Annotated in this window: 6 protein-coding genes, 2 tRNA genes, 3 rRNA genes and 1 pseudogene; 1 reads left to right on the top strand and 11 read right to left on the bottom strand. The window is 58.9% G+C overall.

The window, feature by feature from the left end:
• Positions 1-299 precede the first annotated feature (299 nt).
• Positions 300-581, top strand: coding sequence for a DUF3077 domain-containing protein (locus BLR63_RS28045; RefSeq protein ID WP_010566200.1), 282 nt, complete (start codon positions 300-302; stop codon positions 579-581).
• Between the two features lie 98 nt (positions 582-679).
• Here BLR63_RS28045 and BLR63_RS28040 read toward each other — a convergent pair whose 3' ends face one another.
• The 11 genes and pseudogenes from BLR63_RS28040 to BLR63_RS27990 form a co-directional block, all read right to left on the bottom strand.
• A complete protein-coding gene (locus BLR63_RS28040) occupies positions 680-1,171 on the bottom strand; it encodes an OmpA family protein (protein ID WP_010566199.1) in 492 nt (163 codons plus the stop codon).
• Positions 1,172-1,175: 4 nt separating this feature from the next.
• Positions 1,176-2,438, bottom strand: coding sequence for a diguanylate cyclase domain-containing protein (locus tag BLR63_RS28035; RefSeq protein WP_010566198.1), 1,263 nt, complete (start codon positions 2,436-2,438; stop codon positions 1,176-1,178).
• A complete protein-coding gene (locus tag BLR63_RS28030) occupies positions 2,435-3,001 on the bottom strand; it encodes a YfiR family protein (RefSeq protein ID WP_042947134.1) in 567 nt (188 codons plus the stop codon). Before BLR63_RS28030 ends, BLR63_RS28035 begins: the two co-directional genes overlap by 4 nt.
• A gap of 142 nt (positions 3,002-3,143) precedes the next feature.
• Positions 3,144-5,212 (bottom strand): annotated as a pseudogene (recD, locus tag BLR63_RS28025) (exodeoxyribonuclease V subunit alpha).
• Positions 5,209-8,883: an exodeoxyribonuclease V subunit beta gene (recB, locus tag BLR63_RS28020; RefSeq protein ID WP_010566195.1), complete on the bottom strand. Its 3,675-nt coding sequence runs from the start codon at positions 8,881-8,883 to the stop codon at positions 5,209-5,211. The pseudogene recD and the gene recB overlap by 4 nt, the downstream one beginning before the upstream one ends.
• Positions 8,880-12,332 (bottom strand): exodeoxyribonuclease V subunit gamma, encoded by a 3,453-nt coding sequence (gene recC, locus BLR63_RS28015; protein ID WP_010566194.1) that lies wholly within the window; start codon positions 12,330-12,332, stop codon positions 8,880-8,882. Before recC ends, recB begins: the two co-directional genes overlap by 4 nt.
• A gap of 137 nt (positions 12,333-12,469) precedes the next feature.
• Positions 12,470-12,585: ribosomal RNA gene (rrf, locus tag BLR63_RS28010) — 5S ribosomal RNA — on the bottom strand.
• A gap of 169 nt (positions 12,586-12,754) precedes the next feature.
• A 23S ribosomal RNA gene (locus BLR63_RS28005) occupies positions 12,755-15,646 on the bottom strand.
• A gap of 234 nt (positions 15,647-15,880) precedes the next feature.
• Positions 15,881-15,956, bottom strand: a tRNA-Ala gene (locus tag BLR63_RS28000).
• A gap of 30 nt (positions 15,957-15,986) precedes the next feature.
• A tRNA-Ile gene (locus tag BLR63_RS27995) sits at positions 15,987-16,063 on the bottom strand.
• 82 nt (positions 16,064-16,145) lie between these two features.
• Positions 16,146-17,682: ribosomal RNA gene (locus tag BLR63_RS27990) — 16S ribosomal RNA — on the bottom strand.
• Together the 16S, 23S and 5S rRNA genes with 2 tRNA genes alongside form the textbook arrangement of a ribosomal RNA operon.
• Positions 17,683-17,766 lie beyond the last annotated feature (84 nt).

Raw genomic sequence — 17,766 nt, 5'->3', positions numbered from 1 at the left:
GGACGATTCCTAGAGAATCTCCGGCCTATTGCGCCGCAAGATTTGAGTGTCTAGCCTCCTCGGGTCGCTGCAAAACAGCGATTGGGTTTAGCGACCCGAGAAACGTAGGTACGACTTCCTCAACTAATTTGGCCGGCATTTTTTGCCTGCCTTATCGTGTTATGGCGGCTGTGCGCGGGAGACCTTCGGGGTCTACCGGGTTCCTAGGTTACCGGTTCGCTAACCCGCGTACAGCTGCCACCTCTCCATGTTTAGCGACATGCCGTGGCGGTTTCTACTTCCGAACCTAAGGAAACACCATGACTAAAGTCGTCCCCGATCCCCCCCTCACCACCCTCGGCGTCGTCACCTTCGGCGATTACGGCGAAAACGAAAAACCGTTGTTCCGGGTCAACGCCGGCATGCCACTCAACGAAGCGCTGGAGCACGCCTCCACCCTGCTTTACTACGCCAAGAAACTCTCGATGGAAGCCGCCATGGATGTGCGTGGCGAGCAATATGCCTGGGCAGCGCATTATCTGTGCGAGATGGGCAAGGCAGTGGTGGATGATTTGACGCAGGCAATGACGCCGAGCCGTTAAGCGAACACCCTCTCCAACACGGCGCAGCCCAACTGTGGAAGGGAGAAACCTCCCTCCCACAATTGATCACATTCCAAACCGGGACTGGCTGACTCTACTCAGTCCGACGTCACCACAATCGACACCCGCCGATTCTCAGTGCGTCCCGCCGCAGTGTCGTTGGATGCCACCGGCTGGCTGCTGCCCAGGCCGCGCAGTTGGATGTTTTCTTCTTTCATTCCCACACTGTTCAGCACGGTCGCCACGCTTTTAGCCCGGCGCAGGGACAGCATTTGGTTGTAGGTTTCCTTGCCGGACGTGTCGGTATGACCATCGACGCGTACACGCTCGATGCCCACGCCGAGCAAGGCCTTGCCGATGCGCTGGACGATGGCGGTGCTGGGAGGGTTGAGGCTTTCGACGTCGCTGCCAAACAGCACTTTGCCGGACAGGCCGAACGCCCAACCTTCGTCGGTCAGTTCAAAGCCCTGCTGCTTGAGCACGGCGACCTGCGCCGGGGTCAGGCCTTTGGGTGGGGCCGTCTGACAGCCCCCGAGGGCCAGGAAGGCCACCAGCAAAGACATGAACAAAACGCGTGTAATCGAGAACAAGGGATCAGCTCCTGTGGTGAACGTTGACAATGGGCGGGTCCGGTTCCGCCGTTTGCTGGCCGCCCGAGGCCAGGCGCTTGGCCTGGTACATCGCCGCGTCGGCAGCATTGAGCAAGTCGCCGGGGGTGGCGCCGTGATCGGGGTAAAGGGCGATGCCGATACTGAGCGAAGTGAATACCTGCGCGTCACCGGGCACGGCGATCGGCAAGTCCATGCTGGCGATGATCTTGTCGGCGATACGCTGGGCGTCTTCAATCTTGTGCAACGGTGCCAGCAGGATGGCGAACTCATCGCCGCCCAGTCGCGCCACCAAGTCATCTTCCCGCAGTTGCGCGCGCACGCGGTCGGCGACGGCCACCAGCACCGCATCGCCGGCGGCATGCCCGAAGTTGTCGTTGATGTCTTTGAAACGGTCGCTGTCGAGAAACAGCACCGCCACCCGCTCGTTGGCCTTGGCGGCGCTGCGTAACGCACGAATCAAACGACCTTCGAAGAAAGCCCGGTTGGGCAAGCCGGTCAGGCTGTCGTGGTAGGCCTGGTGCGCGAGGGTTTCGTTTTCGCTTTGCAAGTGGCTCTGCCAGGCTTCCATCTCGCCGAGCAAGGCATTGAAGTCGCTGCCCAGGCTATCGAGTTCGGCGATACGCGCCGGTGGCACCCGCCGATCGAAGTCACGCTCGCTGCGGGCCGCGTGGGCCACGTCGGCGAGGCTTTGCAGCGGCCCGGTAATGCCACTCAACAGGCGCCGCGCCAGGTGCAGGGCCACCCATGCGCTAAGGGCGGTGCAGATCAGGATTCCGGCCAGCCCGCTGAGCAGGAAGCGCAACAGGCTGCCGCCGTGACCGGTCAACTGGATGCTGCCGATGTTGCGCCCTTGATGGAGGATCGGCTGGCTGATCGGTTGTTCGAGCAAGGTGTGCGCCAGCTCAAGTTCGACCCGCGACAGCATGCCGGTATCCGGGCGTATCCATTGCGCCAGCAGCTTGCCGTTGGCATCGAACACTTCGGCCCGGGCCACTTCCTCGGTGGATGCAATGAGGCTCAAGGATTCGGTGGCTGCGGCGCGGTCGTTGAACACCACCGCCGCTTCCACGGTGTAGTTGATGGAGCGAGCGATCAAGTGCAGGTTGTGTTCGGCATAGACCCGCAGCGCCAACACGCCGAGCAGGGTCAGGGACACACTGGCCAGGGTCACCGCCACCAGTGCCAGGATCAGATGCCCACGACCGATGACCGAGCGCAGGGTCGGGCGCACATGACCGACCTTCATGGCACGGGCGCCCGGCGGCGAGACAGCTGCAACACGCTGGGATGAATGCGCACGCCGCTGCGCGCCACCGAATCGAGGTTGACCTCGAACGATACCTGCTCATCACTCACCCGCAGGCAGAACAGACTGCCCACGGTGCATTGGTCGCCGCCTTCGCTGATGCTGAGCACCGGGTGGCCGACCAACGAAGCGAACAAGCGGCTGCGTTCTTCATCGGTGAGGTTGCCGATGTAGACAGCGTCACAGGCGTTGACGATATCGGAATGATCGGCCAGCAACCGCTGCACCACCACCGGCCGGCCAGTGGCCTGGGTGGTGCCTTTGACCAGGTCGTCGGTGTATTGGGTCGGCCCGACAATGCACAGCCGCAGTTGCGCAGGCTCCACCGGCCAACGCGCATAACTGAGAATACCGAGCACCACTTGGGTGACCGCCTGGGCACGGGAGTCGGCAGGACTGGGGGCCTGGGCAAATGCGCCAGGCGCGAGCAGGCAAAGAACCGCCACCCGTAGCAGGCGTCTCCAGCTCAAACAGCGCCCTGTCGGCGAGACAGCCACATTCATGCAGCGATTTCTCTCAGATGATTGCACGGTGATGCCGCAAAGATAGCACAGCCGCAGAGCCCCCGCGAAGGGGGGTCTTGGCGCTGACCGTCATTTTTTTCAGAAAAGTCATACAACTGAATCCGAAATATTGCATGACCTGTCAGTCAGTTTTTTCGGCCTCGCGCCCCAACTCCAGCATCAACCCGCTCAAGCGCTTGACCTTGCGCCGCACGGCTTCTTCAAACACGCCGCCACGGGGCTCGATCAGGCTGAACCAACGCTTGGCTCGGGTAATGCCGGTGTAGATCAGCTCTTTGGTCAGCACCGGGTTGAGCGCATCCGGCAGGATCAACGCGGTATGGGTGAATTCGGAGCCCTGGGACTTGTGCACGGTCATGGCGTACACGGTTTCCACATCATTCAGACGACTGGGCAGTACAAAACGCACGCCACCCTGCCCATCGTTGCGTGGGAAGGCGACGCGCAGCACCTGGGGCCCGCCATCGCTTTCGGGCAGTTTGAGAGCGATGCCGATGTCGCCGTTCATCAAACCCAGGCCGTAATCGTTGCGCGTCATCAGCACCGGACGACCTTCATACCATTGCTCGTCGCCCTCGATCAGCCGCACTTTGCGCAAGGCGGCGGTGATGCGCAGGTTCAGGCCTTCTACACCCCAAGGGCCTTTGCGCACCGCGCAGAGCAGTTGGAAAGCATCGAAGGCTTGCAGCAGCTGTTGCGCCCAGTGGGTCCAGGCGGGGTTTTCGCGGGGGTATCGAGGGCCGGGCGCGCGCTGTGCAGCAGGTTGAGGTAATAGCGATAACCCTGGGCGCCATCGCCCTGTCCGTCCAGCACCAGGCGCTCCAGGGCATGGTCATGCTCGCCCTTGAGGCTGACGCAGAACAGATCCTTGTGACTGCGAGCGGCGAGCAACTTGCGGGCCTCTTCGGCGTTTTGCTGGTTGACCCAACGCGCCAGCTGGCCAATGCCGCTGCCTTCGCCGAAACGGCGCGAGTAGCGCAGCATCACCACTTGTTGCGCCAGGGGATGGCTGCCGTCGACATCTTCCTGCAAGCCGCTGGCGCTCAAGTCCTCGCCACTGACCGCTTGCAGCCACTGGCGGGTATCGGCGCTGTACCAGCCGGCCTCGGCGTCGCGGCACAAATCGCCGAGAACGGCGCCGGCCTCCACCGAAGCCAACTGATCCTTGTCGCCCAACAACACCAACCGCGCGTTGGGCGGCAAAGCGTCCAGCAGGTTGGCCATCATTTCCAGGTCGATCATCGACGCTTCATCCACCACCAGCACATCCAAGGGCAACGGGTTGCCCACATGGTGACGGAAATGGCGGGTACCCGGGCGGCTGCCCAGCAGGCGGTGCACGGTGGTGACCTGGGTCGGGATTTTTTCCTTCACGCTTTCCGGCACTTTCAGCGACAACACTTGCTGGCTGATGGATTCGGTCAGGCGCGCGGCGGCTTTACCGGTGGGCGCCGCCAGGCGAATGCGCAAGGGGCTGCCGACTTCCACGGCGGGCGCCTGCAACAGCGCGAGCAGGCGCACCACGGTGGTGGTCTTGCCGGTGCCGGGGCCGCCTGTGACGATGCTGAATGCACCGCGAGTGGCCAGGGCACAGGCAAGTTTTTGCCAGTCGATCACGCCGTCCGGCGCGGGTTGATCGAACAAGCCATCGAGGCGTTGGGGTAAATCGGCCGCGACGGTTTCCCGAGTCGCAAGCCGCAGGCGCAAGGCGCTGTCGATGCGCCGTTCGTAGGTCCAGTAGCGGCGCAAATACAGGCGCTTGCCGGCCAATACCAACGGGCGGCTCTGGGCCGACTCACTGCCATCGACAGCCAGCGCGACCAGGCGGCTGGCGGCCAGGGCATGGCACCAGTGCGCACCGTCGAGACCGTCGAGCAGTTGCGATGGCAGCAGCATGGCACCCGTTTGCGCGTCGCCTTCTGGCGGCAAGGACAGGGCGAAGTCCGGCGCTTTCAGGGTTTCGAACAGGTCCAGACACACATGACCGTGGCCCAACTGATGGCTGGTCAATGCCGCCGCCAGCAGTACCAGGGGGTCGGCCTGCGAGTCGAGTTCGTGGAGGAAGCCGACGAAGGCTTTGTCCAGCGCGCGCAGCCAGCCGCGCTCGACCCAACGTTCCAACAGTTGCAACAGGTCGGCGGCTTGACTCAGGGGGGCCAGCGCCTCCAGCGGTAACGGCGACAAGCTCATAACAACACTCCTTGTTCCCAGGCGGGCTCAACCTTGGGCGGGATGGGCTTGCCCTGGAACAGCAGGTCCAGGCCTTCGATCAGCTCCCGTGGCGGGCGGGTGAAATACGCGCCCTGGCTGGCGGCTTGGGTACCGCGCAGGAACAGGTACAGCGCCCCGCCCACGTGGCGGTCGTAATCGTAGTCCGGCAGACGCGCCTTGAGCTGGCGATGCAGGGCCAGCAGGTAAAGGACGTATTGCAGGTCGTACCGATGCTCGAGAATCGACTGTTCCATGGCGTCCTGGGTGTAGGCCGAATCGTCGGGGCCGAGCCAGTTGGATTTGTAGTCGGCCACGTAATAGCGACCGTCGTGCTCGAACGTCAGGTCGATAAACCCCTTGAACATGCCGTTGAGCAACACCGGTTCGGCAGCGACGCGGGACACGCCGTTGTGGGTGTACTGGCACACCAGTTTGTCGAGGGCGAGCACGTCGACTTTGTGGCTGGCGAACCAGAACTCCATTTCGATCTGGTACTGCTGCAGGCCGCTGAGGCTGACCTGGTCGTTATCCAGCGGCAGCGGCAGTTGCAACAGGTGGCCGAGCCATCCGCTGAGGGTGACGATCCAGCCTTCCCAGTTGCGTCGGTTGCAGCGCGCACCGACGGCCTTTTCGATCGCCTCCGGCGACACGTTGAAACCGTCCTCGCCAGCCCACTCCAGCAGGCCATGGAGAAAGGTCCCCGGATTCGGACCGCGTGGGAAACGATGAATATCACCGCCAGACGCCGCCACTTCACGCGGGGCATCGGGGGCCAGGCGTTCGTCATCGAACAGCTTCTGGGCTTGTGGGCTTTCCGGCGCTTCGAGCGTGGCGGCACTCATGCTGTCGCCGATGCGCAAGGCGCTGTAGGACGCAATCCACCAGTTTTCGGCGGCCTTGCGCTTGGGCAGTAAGGGCGCGAGCAGCGTGGCTTCATTGCGTGGTGGATGGAACAGGATGTCCTGTGCGTCGGGGACGAGGGCATAGCGGATAGCGGCACAGCCTTCCTGCACATCCAGCAACCAACGCGCCAGGCCGGCAGACTCAGCCAACGCGGTACCGGCGCCGAGCAGATAGCCCAGCGCAGACAGGTGCAGCACCGAACTGCTGCTGTTGCCGCGCTTGAGGTCGGCGATGCCGAGCCAGCAGGCGTGCTTGGCGCGGGTCAGGGCCACGTAGAACAGACGCAGGTCTTCAGCCAGGCGTTCGTCGTCGGCCCTGGCGATCAGCTCGGCGGTGGGGCGCAGGCTGACGTGGGCTTTCCCGAGTTCATCGTGGTAATGAAGCGGCAATCGACTGCCGTCCACCGGCTTGGCCGAGCAGATGAAGGGCAGGAACACCAGGTCGTATTCCAGGCCCTTGGACTTGTGGATGGTCACGACCTTGACCAACTGCTCATCACTTTCCAGACGTAGGATCTGCTCTTCTCCGGCCTGTCCCGAAAGCGCCAGGTGTTCGGCCAGGTGGCGGATCAACGCCTGTTCCCCGTCCAGTTCCGAAGCCGCGTGTTGCAGCAGTTCACTGAGGTGCAGCAGGTTGGTCAGCACCCGTTCGCCGTCGCTGCGGGCGATCAGGGTTTGCGGCAGTTTGAAATCATGCAGCAGGCGCCGCAGCATCGGCAGCACGCCTTGGGTGCGCCAGATCGCACGGTAGCCACGGAACTGCATGACGCGCGCTTCCCACGCCAGTTCGTCCTGATTCAGACGCTCAAGTTCGGGCAGTGACAGGTTCAAGGTGACGCAGGCCAGGGCGGCGCGCAGCGGGCGCTCGACATCCGGCTCGGCGCAGGCTTTGAGCCAGGCCAGCAGGTCGTGGGCTTCCTGGGCCGCGAAGACGGAGTCCTTGTCAGACAAATACACGCTGCGAACACCACGTTCAGACAGTTGCGCGCGCACGGCCTGGGCTTCCTTGCCGTCGCGTACCAGGATGGCGATGTCTGACGGGAGTACACCTCTGAAGCCGTCATCCGGGTGCAGGAAACCGGCGCTGCCTTGCTGCCCGCCGTTGAGCAACGCGACGATTTGCGTGGCGCAGGCAGCGGCCAGTTGCTGACGGTAAACCGCATTGGAAATCGGCTGGTCGGTCGGCAGGTGCCACAGGTTCATGGCCGGCAGCGTCTGGCCATCGACCTGTAATTGCTCCTTGCGGCCCTGGGACAACACCGGGAGGAACGGCACCGGGTTATCGCCATTCGATTCACGGAACAAAAATGCGCCGCGGCCTGTTTCCGCACGCTGGAACACATGGTTCACGGCCTCGACCATGGTGTGGCTGGAACGGAAGTTGGTGCCCAGGGTGTGGTGGCGACCAGTGGTGGATTGACGGGCGCGCAGGTAGGTGTAGATGTCGGCACCGCGAAAGGCATAGATCGCCTGCTTGGGGTCGCCGATCAGGAACAGGCCACTGTCGAGATGGTTCTCTTCGATGCGGTAGATGCTGTCGAAGATACTGTACTGCACCGGGTCGGTGTCCTGGAATTCGTCGATCAGCGCCACCGGGAATTGCTCGCGGATCACGCTGGCCAGACGCTCGCCACCGTCGGCTTGCAGGGCGGCGTTGAGGCGAATCAGCATGTCGTCAAAGCCCATTTCGGCGCGACGGCGTTTTTCTTCTTCGAACCGTTTGCCCACCCAACCGGCGGCGTGTTGCAACACGGCGGCGTCGGGGGTTGGCAGCGCATCGAGGGCGGCCTTGAGGCCGGCCATGGCGTCGATGCCTGGGTGCTGCGGCGGCGCGCCTTTCCAGGCTTCGGCCATGCCGTCGGGAGTCAAGCGGGTGAAGCCGGTACCGATGTCCAGTTGTTCAAGGGTTTCATCCGCGGCCCAGGCACTGATTTTTTCAAACCAGGGTTCAAAGTAGCGGGCTTGCATCTTGCGACCATCGACAGCTTTGGCCGCCACGGCCTGCAAGCAGATATCACGAAGTTCGGCAGCCCACTGCTGCCAAGGTGCCTTGAGTGCAACCAGGGCTTCGCGGCGTTCCTGCAGGCAGGCGTTGATCAGTTCGGCCGGCTCGCGAAGCTCATCAGTCGGCCGCTCACTGCCGAACAGCGCGCGTACCCGAGGCATCAACGCCGCCGGGCCACCCCAGTTGTTGCGCACCCAGTCGAGCGCGTCGTCGTGCATGGGGTAACAGAACAAGCGCCAATAATCGCGAAGCACTTCGCCGAGCAAGTCGCTGTGGTCGGTTTCCAGGGTCTGGGTGAACAGGCTGCCGCTGTCGAACGCGTGCTCACGCAGCATGCGCTGGCACCAACTATGGATGGTGGAGACGGCAGCCTCATCCATCCACTGCGCCGCGATATCCAGCCGATTGGCGCACGCCGGCCATTGCCCGGGCGGGTATTGATCGCGCAGTTCGGCAATCAGGGCGTCCGGCTGTTGGATTTCGTTGCGAAAGAAGCGCGCGGCTTCGGCCAGGCGGATGCGGATGCGTTCGCGCAATTCCTTGGTGGCCGCATCGGTGAAGGTCACTACCAGGATTTGCGGGGGCAACAATTCGCGGCCAAAGCCGGACGCTTCGCCACCGTGGCCCAGTACCAGGCGCAGGTACAAGGCCGAGATGGTGAAGGTCTTGCCGGTGCCGGCACTGGCTTCGATCAGTTGACTGCCTTTTAACGGGAAAGCCAGGGCCAAGGGTTTGCTGCTCATGCGCTGGCCTCCTCACCGGTGAGCGATCGCCATGGGGCGTTGATCAGCGGGCGATACAGGGTTTCGCACCAGCCTTCGAATTCTTCGCTGGCGACCAGAGCGGCATAATCGGGAAATTGCCGCGTGAGTGCCGGCGTTTCGCGGCGTTCACCCTCGGTGTTTTGAGCGTCACCGTCATAGGCTTTGCTCGCGGCTGCCTGGGCTTTGGCGGGATCGGTCTGAGCGAGCCAGGCGAAGGCGGTTTTGACGGCCACGGGGAGCGGCTTTCTCATCCCGCTGTACCAGGCCAGTAACAGGTTGCCGAGGATTTCCCGAGCGGTGGATTGATCCAACGGTGCCAGCAACAACGTGTCATCACTGGCCACCAATCCAGTGCTCAGGGGCAAGCCACAGGCACAGGCGACCACATGATTGACCCAGGGACGAATCAGGCGATGCCACTTGCGGGTCTTGATCGAGCCGATTCCATTGGGAATGGTGGTAACGCTTAACAATCCCCCATCGCTGCGCCGATGCAAGCCGCTGATCCAGCCTTCCAGCTCAATGCCTTGATGCTCAAAACTGATCGGTTCGGCAGCGGTATGTGGGGTCGGCCACAGCGCCAGAAGTTGTTGATAGCGTTGCAGCAAGTCGGGCAATGGCTCGATCAGTTCATTTCGCAGGCACTCGCCGAAACCGACCATGGGTAGCAAGCCACTGCCTTGCAGGCGCAGGGCCTGGGCGTTCAACGCCTGGTCGAGATGATCGGGCTGGCTCAGCGCCGCATTCAGCAGGCTATCGCTCAAGCTGTAGCGTTGTAGCGCGTCGAGGACGAAGGGCTCTTCATCGGCCAGCGGTACTTCGGCGGCTTCAAAGAAAACTTTCAGACGTTGGCTGAAGAAGTGTTTGACCGGGTTGCGCAGGAAGTCCTGCAACTGGCCGAGGCTCAGGGGGTCTTCCTGTTGATGGGGGGGCAGTTCGTCTTCTTTTGGAATGGCGTCTGTTGCTTCATGCAGCAGTTGCCATTCGCGGGCGTAGCTGAACAGCGGGTCGCCCTCGTGGAAGTAGCGGGCACTGAAGGGTTGGAGCGGGTGCTCCTGGGTCATGGCGTCCATCAGCGGTTCATCGGCATCGGCGTTATGCCAACCGCTGGCGAGATGGTCGCGCAACTGGCCGATCAATACCGAGGCGGGGCGCTCGCTGTTGTCGCGGATGCTACGGCCCACCCAGCTGATATAGAGCTGGTCACGGGCTGAGAGCACGGCTTCGAGCAGCAGGTAGCGGTCGTCTTCGCGGCGCGAGCGGTCGCCGGGGCGGTAGTCGCTGCCCATCAAGTCGAAATCCAGCGGTGGTTGCGCGCGCGGGTAATCACCGTCGTTCATACCGAGCAGGCAAACCAGCTTGAATGGGATCGCACGCATGGGCATCAGGGTGCAGAAATTGACAGCACCGGCTAGGAAGCGTTGCGACAAGCGCCCTTGGTCCAGACCGGCCAGCCAGGCCTCACGGACTACGGTCAGCGGTAACTCATCCTGCAGACCAACGGACTCACAGGTTTCCAGCCAGGTTTCCCTGAGTTGCTCCAGTTGCCCTAGTAAATAGTCGTCGTGTTCGCTGCTCGCCAGGAAAAACAACTGCAACAGGCGTTGCAGACGTTCGCCCCATTCTTGCGGCACGGCCGGTTGGGACAGCGCCTGATGGGCGTCATTCAATGCGTCGAGCAAGGCAACCAGAGGACCGATCAAGGCCGCATCGAGGCCGCCGATTTCATCGTAAGGCTCAATACCGTCGCAAGCGGCACCCGTGCCGACAGCGTACCCGAGCAACATGCGGCGCAGACCAAATCGCCAACTGTTTTGCTCCAGCGCTTTTGGCAGCCCCAGACCGGCACGTTGCTCGGCGTTGAGGCCCCAACGAATGCCGGCACCTTCGATCCAACGGTGCAGCGTGGGTAAGTCGCGCTCCTTGATGGCAAAGCGTTCACGCAAGGCAGGGACATCGAGCAGGTCCAGGATTTCACTGACGGGGAAGCGGCTATCAGGGAGTTTCAGCAAGTGTTCGACGGCAATCAGCAACGGATCGCGGCCGCGTTGGCCTTGGTCGGTGAGCGTGAAGGGGATGAAACGTGGATCGGATCTTTCCAACTGGCCGAACACGGCGCGAATGTGCGGTGCGTAGCTGTCAACGTCGGGGACCATGACGATGATATCGCGAGGACGTAGTGCAGGATCGGCACTGAAGCGTTCGAGCAGTTGGTCGTGCAGGATCTCCACTTCACGTTGGGCGCTGTGGGCAATGTGGAAGCGAATTGAGGTGTCATGTTGCAGATCGACAGCAGGCCAAAGCGCGCGCGTTTCGTCGAGTGGGCGCAGTTCGAGGATGTCGTCCTGCAACTGGTTGAGCAGTGTAGTGGGCTCGCTGTCACTGAACAGGTCGATGCGGCCGTCACGAAATGCGGCACGATAGCTGTTGGGATCATCGTAACTATCCAGCAGGCTGATGTAGTCACGGCCCTGTTTGCCCCAGGCGGCCAACAGCGGATGAGCGTGCTGGTGCAGGGTCTGAGGGTCGATGGTCATCGGCATGCCCGCCTTGCGCGCTTGGCGTTTGTATTCGTTACGCAGCAAGTCTTTGTCGGCGACGATGTCAGACCAATGGTGGCGACAGGGGTTGTGCACGCACAGCAGGACCTGGCTGAACCGCGCCAGACCGGCGAGGGCTTCCAGCGCCTGCGCGGGTAACGAGGAAATCCCGAAAACGATGACTCGGGATGGCAATCCTGGCGGCGCGTTTTCAAGACCATTGATACGTTCGATAAAGCGTTGGTGAACGCCTGCTCGGCTTTGCGCCATGCCCTCTTCGCCGACATCCAGTAGCAGCGCGCGCCATAGTTCAGCCTGCCAGCAGTTAGCCGGGTCCAGAGGCTTGAATTCGCCTCGACCGTTGCGTAACTGGTGCCGGCCTGCGGCCCAGTCCTCCAGCCAGTCGGCGCGATAGACTTGATACTGATCGAACAAATCGGCCAGGCGTTCAGCAAGTTGGTAGCGTTTGCGTAGATCGGTATCGTGAGTCAGAAAGCGCTGCAGAGGCTCGAAGTGCGGCTGATCGATGAGCTCGGGGAGCAGCCGCATCAGACGCCAGGTCAGTGGCGCTTTATCGAGTAGGGACTTGGGCGGAATTTCGTCGCGGCCCAGCACCATACGGTAAAGCTGCCACATGAAGCTGCCTGGTAGCTGCACATCAATAGCAGCGGCGATTCCACAGCCGCCCATGTCGTCATCTTGCGGGTCTTCAGCCAAGGCCAGCTTGAGCCATTGGGCGATGCCGTTGCTCTGTACCAAAGCGATTTCGTTTTCCAGAGGCGCCAATGGATAACGACGCATCCAGCTGACTACCAGGCTGCGAAGCTCGTCAAGGCGGTTGCCGTGAACCACCATGAATCCTGCATTGAGGGACGTCGCATCCGGCATAACGGCTTCCTTGGGAAAAGCAAAATCGAGGCATGGACTTTAGCATTGAAGGCCGCCGCGATGAGCCTCTTCGTACTTTCCGAGCGCCCAAAACAAAACCCCTGTCTGCATAAGCAAACAGGGGTTCTGGAATTTAATCTTGACGATGACCTACTCTCACATGGGGAAACCCCACACTACCATCGGCGATGCATCGTTTCACTACTGAGTTCGGGATGGGATCAGGTGGTTCCAATGCTCTATGGTCGTCAAGAAATTCGGGTACTGACTCGTGACCTCATGGCCTCGCTTCAGCAAATTGGGTATGTGATAGCTTTGGTGTTTTGTGAGATTCGAACTTTCGGTTCGTTTCGTCTTCACACACCGCAATCTGGTGCTCTTTCGCTTTTCAGCTCGAAGCAAGCAAATTGCTTGGGTGTTATATGGTCAAGCCTCACGGGCAATTAGTATTGGTTAGCTCAACGCCTCACAGCGCTTACACACCCAACCTATCAACGTCGTAGTCTTCGACGGCCCTTCAGGGGACTCAAGGTCCCAGTGAGATCTCATCTTGAGGCTAGTTTCCCGCTTAGATGCTTTCAGCGGTTATCTATTCCGAACATAGCTACCCGGCAATGCCACTGGCGTGACAACCGGAACACCAGAGGTTCGTCCACTCCGGTCCTCTCGTACTAGGAGCAGCCCCTCTCAAATCTCAAACGTCCACGGCAGATAGGGACCGAACTGTCTCACGACGTTCTAAACCCAGCTCGCGTACCACTTTAAATGGCGAACAGCCATACCCTTGGGACCGGCTTCAGCCCCAGGATGTGATGAGCCGACATCGAGGTGCCAAACACCGCCGTCGATATGAACTCTTGGGCGGTATCAGCCTGTTATCCCCGGAGTACCTTTTATCCGTTGAGCGATGGCCCTTCCATACAGAACCACCGGATCACTAAGACCTACTTTCGTACCTGCTCGACGTGTCTGTCTCGCAGTCAAGCGCGCTTTTGCCTTTATACTCTACGACCGATTTCCGACCGGTCTGAGCGCACCTTCGTACTCCTCCGTTACTCTTTAGGAGGAGACCGCCCCAGTCAAACTACCCACCATACACTGTCCTCGATCCGGATAACGGACCTGAGTTAGAACCTCAAAGTTGCCAGGGTGGTATTTCAAGGTTGGCTCCACGCGAACTGGCGTCCACGCTTCAAAGCCTCCCACCTATCCTACACAAGCAAATTCAAAGTCCAGTGCAAAGCTATAGTAAAGGTTCACGGGGTCTTTCCGTCTAGCCGCGGATACACTGCATCTTCACAGCGATTTCAATTTCACTGAGTCTCGGGTGGAGACAGCGCCGCCATCGTTACGCCATTCGTGCAGGTCGGAACTTACCCGACAAGGAATTTCGCTACCTTAGGACCGTTATAGTTACGGCCGCCGTTTACCGGGGCTTCGATCAAGAGCTTCGCGTTAGCTAACCCCATCAATTAACCTTCCGGCACCGGGCAGGCGTCACACCCTATACGTCCACTTTCGTGTTTGCAGAGTGCTGTGTTTTTAATAAACAGTCGCAGCGGCCTGGTATCTTCGACCGGCATGGGCTTACGGAGCAAGTCCTTCACCCTCACCGGCGCACCTTCTCCCGAAGTTACGGTGCCATTTTGCCTAGTTCCTTCACCCGAGTTCTCTCAAGCGCCTTGGTATTCTCTACCCAACCACCTGTGTCGGTTTGGGGTACGGTTCCTGGTTACCTGAAGCTTAGAAGCTTTTCTTGGAAGCATGGCATCAACCACTTCGTCATCTAAAAGACAACTCGTCATCAGCTCTCGGCCTTAAGATCCCGGATTTACCTAAGATCTCAGCCTACCACCTTAAACTTGGACAACCAACGCCAAGCTGGCCTAGCCTTCTCCGTCCCTCCATCGCAATAACCAGAAGTACAGGAATATTAACCTGTTTTCCATCGACTACGCTTTTCAGCCTCGCCTTAGGGACCGACTAACCCTGCGTCGATTAACGTTGCGCAGGAAACCTTGGTCTTTCGGCGTGGGTGTTTTTCACACCCATTATCGTTACTCATGTCAGCATTCGCACTTCTGATACCTCCAGCAAGCTTCTCAACTCACCTTCACAGGCTTACAGAACGCTCCTCTACCGCATCACTTACGTGATACCCGTAGCTTCGGTGTATGGTTTGAGCCCCGTTACATCTTCCGCGCAGGCCGACTCGACTAGTGAGCTATTACGCTTTCTTTAAAGGGTGGCTGCTTCTAAGCCAACCTCCTAGCTGTCTAAGCCTTCCCACATCGTTTCCCACTTAACCATAACTTTGGGACCTTAGCTGACGGTCTGGGTTGTTTCCCTTTTCACGACGGACGTTAGCACCCGCCGTGTGTCTCCCATGCTCGGCACTTGTAGGTATTCGGAGTTTGCATCGGTTTGGTAAGTCGGGATGACCCCCTAGCCGAAACAGTGCTCTACCCCCTACAGTGATACATGAGGCGCTACCTAAATAGCTTTCGAGGAGAACCAGCTATCTCCGAGCTTGATTAGCCTTTCACTCCGATCCACAGGTCATCCGCTAACTTTTCAACGGTAGTCGGTTCGGTCCTCCAGTTAGTGTTACCCAACCTTCAACCTGCCCATGGATAGATCGCCCGGTTTCGGGTCTATTCCCAGCGACTAGACGCCCTATTAAGACTCGCTTTCGCTACGCCTCCCCTATTCGGTTAAGCTCGCCACTGAAAATAAGTCGCTGACCCATTATACAAAAGGTACGCAGTCACAGAACAAAGTCTGCTCCCACTGCTTGTACGCATACGGTTTCAGGATCTATTTCACTCCCCTCTCCGGGGTTCTTTTCGCCTTTCCCTCACGGTACTAGTTCACTATCGGTCAGTCAGTAGTATTTAGCCTTGGAGGATGGTCCCCCCATATTCAGACAAAGTTTCTCGTGCTCCGTCCTACTCGATTTCATGACTAAGAGATTTTCGCGTACAGGGCTATCACCCACTATGGCCGCACTTTCCAGAGCGTTCCGCTAATCTCAAAGCCACTTAAGGGCTAGTCCCCGTTCGCTCGCCACTACTAAGGGAATCTCGGTTGATTTCTTTTCCTCAGGGTACTTAGATGTTTCAGTTCCCCTGGTTCGCTCCTTACACCTATGTATTCAGTGTAAGGTAACCATCTTATGATGGCTGGGTTCCCCCATTCAGACATCTCCGGATCAAAGTCTGTTTGCCGACTCCCCGAAGCTTTTCGCAGGCTACCACGTCTTTCATCGCCTCTGACTGCCAAGGCATCCACCGTATGCGCTTCTTCACTTGACCATATAACCCCAAGCAATCTGGTTATACTGTGAAGACGACATTCGCCGAAAATTCGCAATTACTCACAAATTTTACCTTAGCCTGATCCGTTACCAGTGAAAGTAACGTTCAGTCTATCTTTCTATCACATACCCAAATTTTTAAAGAACGATCTAATCAAAGACTAGAAATCAACATTCACCATCACATTGATGGAATGCTCATTTCTAAGCTTTCAACTTCTAGAAGCAGTAGTGGTGGAGCCAAACGGGATCGAACCGTTGACCTCCTGCGTGCAAGGCAGGCGCTCTCCCAGCTGAGCTATGGCCCCGTATTTCTACAGGCGTTTCCCACACAAAATTGGTGGGTCTGGGCAGATTCGAACTGCCGACCTCACCCTTATCAGGGGTGCGCTCTAACCAACTGAGCTACAGACCCAATTTCGGGCTGCTTCTTATCGTCTTCTTCAATGAATCAAGCAATTCGTGTGGGAACTTATGGAGCAGCTGATGTCGTCGATTAAGGAGGTGATCCAGCCGCAGGTTCCCCTACGGCTACCTTGTTACGACTTCACCCCAGTCATGAATCACACCGTGGTAACCGTCCTCCCGAGGGTTAGACTAGCTACTTCTGGTGCAACCCACTCCCATGGTGTGACGGGCGGTGTGTACAAGGCCCGGGAACGTATTCACCGCGACATTCTGATTCGCGATTACTAGCGATTCCGACTTCACGCAGTCGAGTTGCAGACTGCGATCCGGACTACGATCGGTTTTCTGGGATTAGCTCCACCTCGCGGCTTGGCAACCCTCTGTACCGACCATTGTAGCACGTGTGTAGCCCAGGCCGTAAGGGCCATGATGACTTGACGTCATCCCCACCTTCCTCCGGTTTGTCACCGGCAGTCTCCTTAGAGTGCCCACCATTACGTGCTGGTAACTAAGGACAAGGGTTGCGCTCGTTACGGGACTTAACCCAACATCTCACGACACGAGCTGACGACAGCCATGCAGCACCTGTCTCAATGTTCCCGAAGGCACCAATCTATCTCTAGAAAGTTCATTGGATGTCAAGGCCTGGTAAGGTTCTTCGCGTTGCTTCGAATTAAACCACATGCTCCACCGCTTGTGCGGGCCCCCGTCAATTCATTTGAGTTTTAACCTTGCGGCCGTACTCCCCAGGCGGTCAACTTAATGCGTTAGCTGCGCCACTAAGAGCTCAAGGCTCCCAACGGCTAGTTGACATCGTTTACGGCGTGGACTACCAGGGTATCTAATCCTGTTTGCTCCCCACGCTTTCGCACCTCAGTGTCAGTATCAGTCCAGGTGGTCGCCTTCGCCACTGGTGTTCCTTCCTATATCTACGCATTTCACCGCTACACAGGAAATTCCACCACCCTCTACCATACTCTAGTCAGTCAGTTTTGAATGCAGTTCCCAGGTTGAGCCCGGGGATTTCACATCCAACTTAACAAACCACCTACGCGCGCTTTACGCCCAGTAATTCCGATTAACGCTTGCACCCTCTGTATTACCGCGGCTGCTGGCACAGAGTTAGCCGGTGCTTATTCTGTCGGTAACGTCAAAACAATCACGTATTAGGTAACTGCCCTTCCTCCCAACTTAAAGTGCTTTACAATCCGAAGACCTTCTTCACACACGCGGCATGGCTGGATCAGGCTTTCGCCCATTGTCCAATATTCCCCACTGCTGCCTCCCGTAGGAGTCTGGACCGTGTCTCAGTTCCAGTGTGACTGATCATCCTCTCAGACCAGTTACGGATCGTCGCCTTGGTGAGCCATTACCTCACCAACTAGCTAATCCGACCTAGGCTCATCTGATAGCGCAAGGCCCGAAGGTCCCCTGCTTTCTCCCGTAGGACGTATGCGGTATTAGCGTCCGTTTCCGAACGTTATCCCCCACTACCAGGCAGATTCCTAGGCATTACTCACCCGTCCGCCGCTCTCAAGAGAAGCAAGCTTCTCTCTACCGCTCGACTTGCATGTGTTAGGCCTGCCGCCAGCGTTCAATCTGAGCCATGATCAAACTCTTCAGTTCAAACATCTTTGGGTTTTTAAGAAACCCTAAACTTGGCTCAGCAATCGTTGGTTACATCTTTGATTTCTCGCGGAGTAACTTGTG

Source organism: Pseudomonas extremaustralis (genome assembly GCF_900102035.1).
Classification (GTDB): Bacteria; Pseudomonadota; Gammaproteobacteria; order Pseudomonadales; family Pseudomonadaceae; genus Aquipseudomonas; species Aquipseudomonas extremaustralis.
The sequence above is the reverse complement of the archived record's forward strand: the minus strand, read 5'-3'. Positions and strand labels throughout refer to the sequence as shown.

Excerpts from the sequence above, each read along its gene's own strand:
- BLR63_RS28045 (WP_010566200.1), top strand. The coding sequence starts at position 300 with ATGACTAAAGTCGTCCCCGATCCCCCCCTCACCACCCTCGGCGTCGTC.
- BLR63_RS28030 (WP_042947134.1), bottom strand. The coding sequence starts at position 3,001 with ATGAATGTGGCTGTCTCGCCGACAGGGCGCTGTTTGAGCTGGAGACGC.
- recC (WP_010566194.1), bottom strand. The coding sequence starts at position 12,332 with ATGCCGGATGCGACGTCCCTCAATGCAGGATTCATGGTGGTTCACGGC.
- recB (WP_010566195.1), bottom strand. The coding sequence starts at position 8,883 with ATGAGCAGCAAACCCTTGGCCCTGGCTTTCCCGTTAAAAGGCAGTCAA.
- BLR63_RS28035 (WP_010566198.1), bottom strand. The coding sequence starts at position 2,438 with ATGAAGGTCGGTCATGTGCGCCCGACCCTGCGCTCGGTCATCGGTCGT.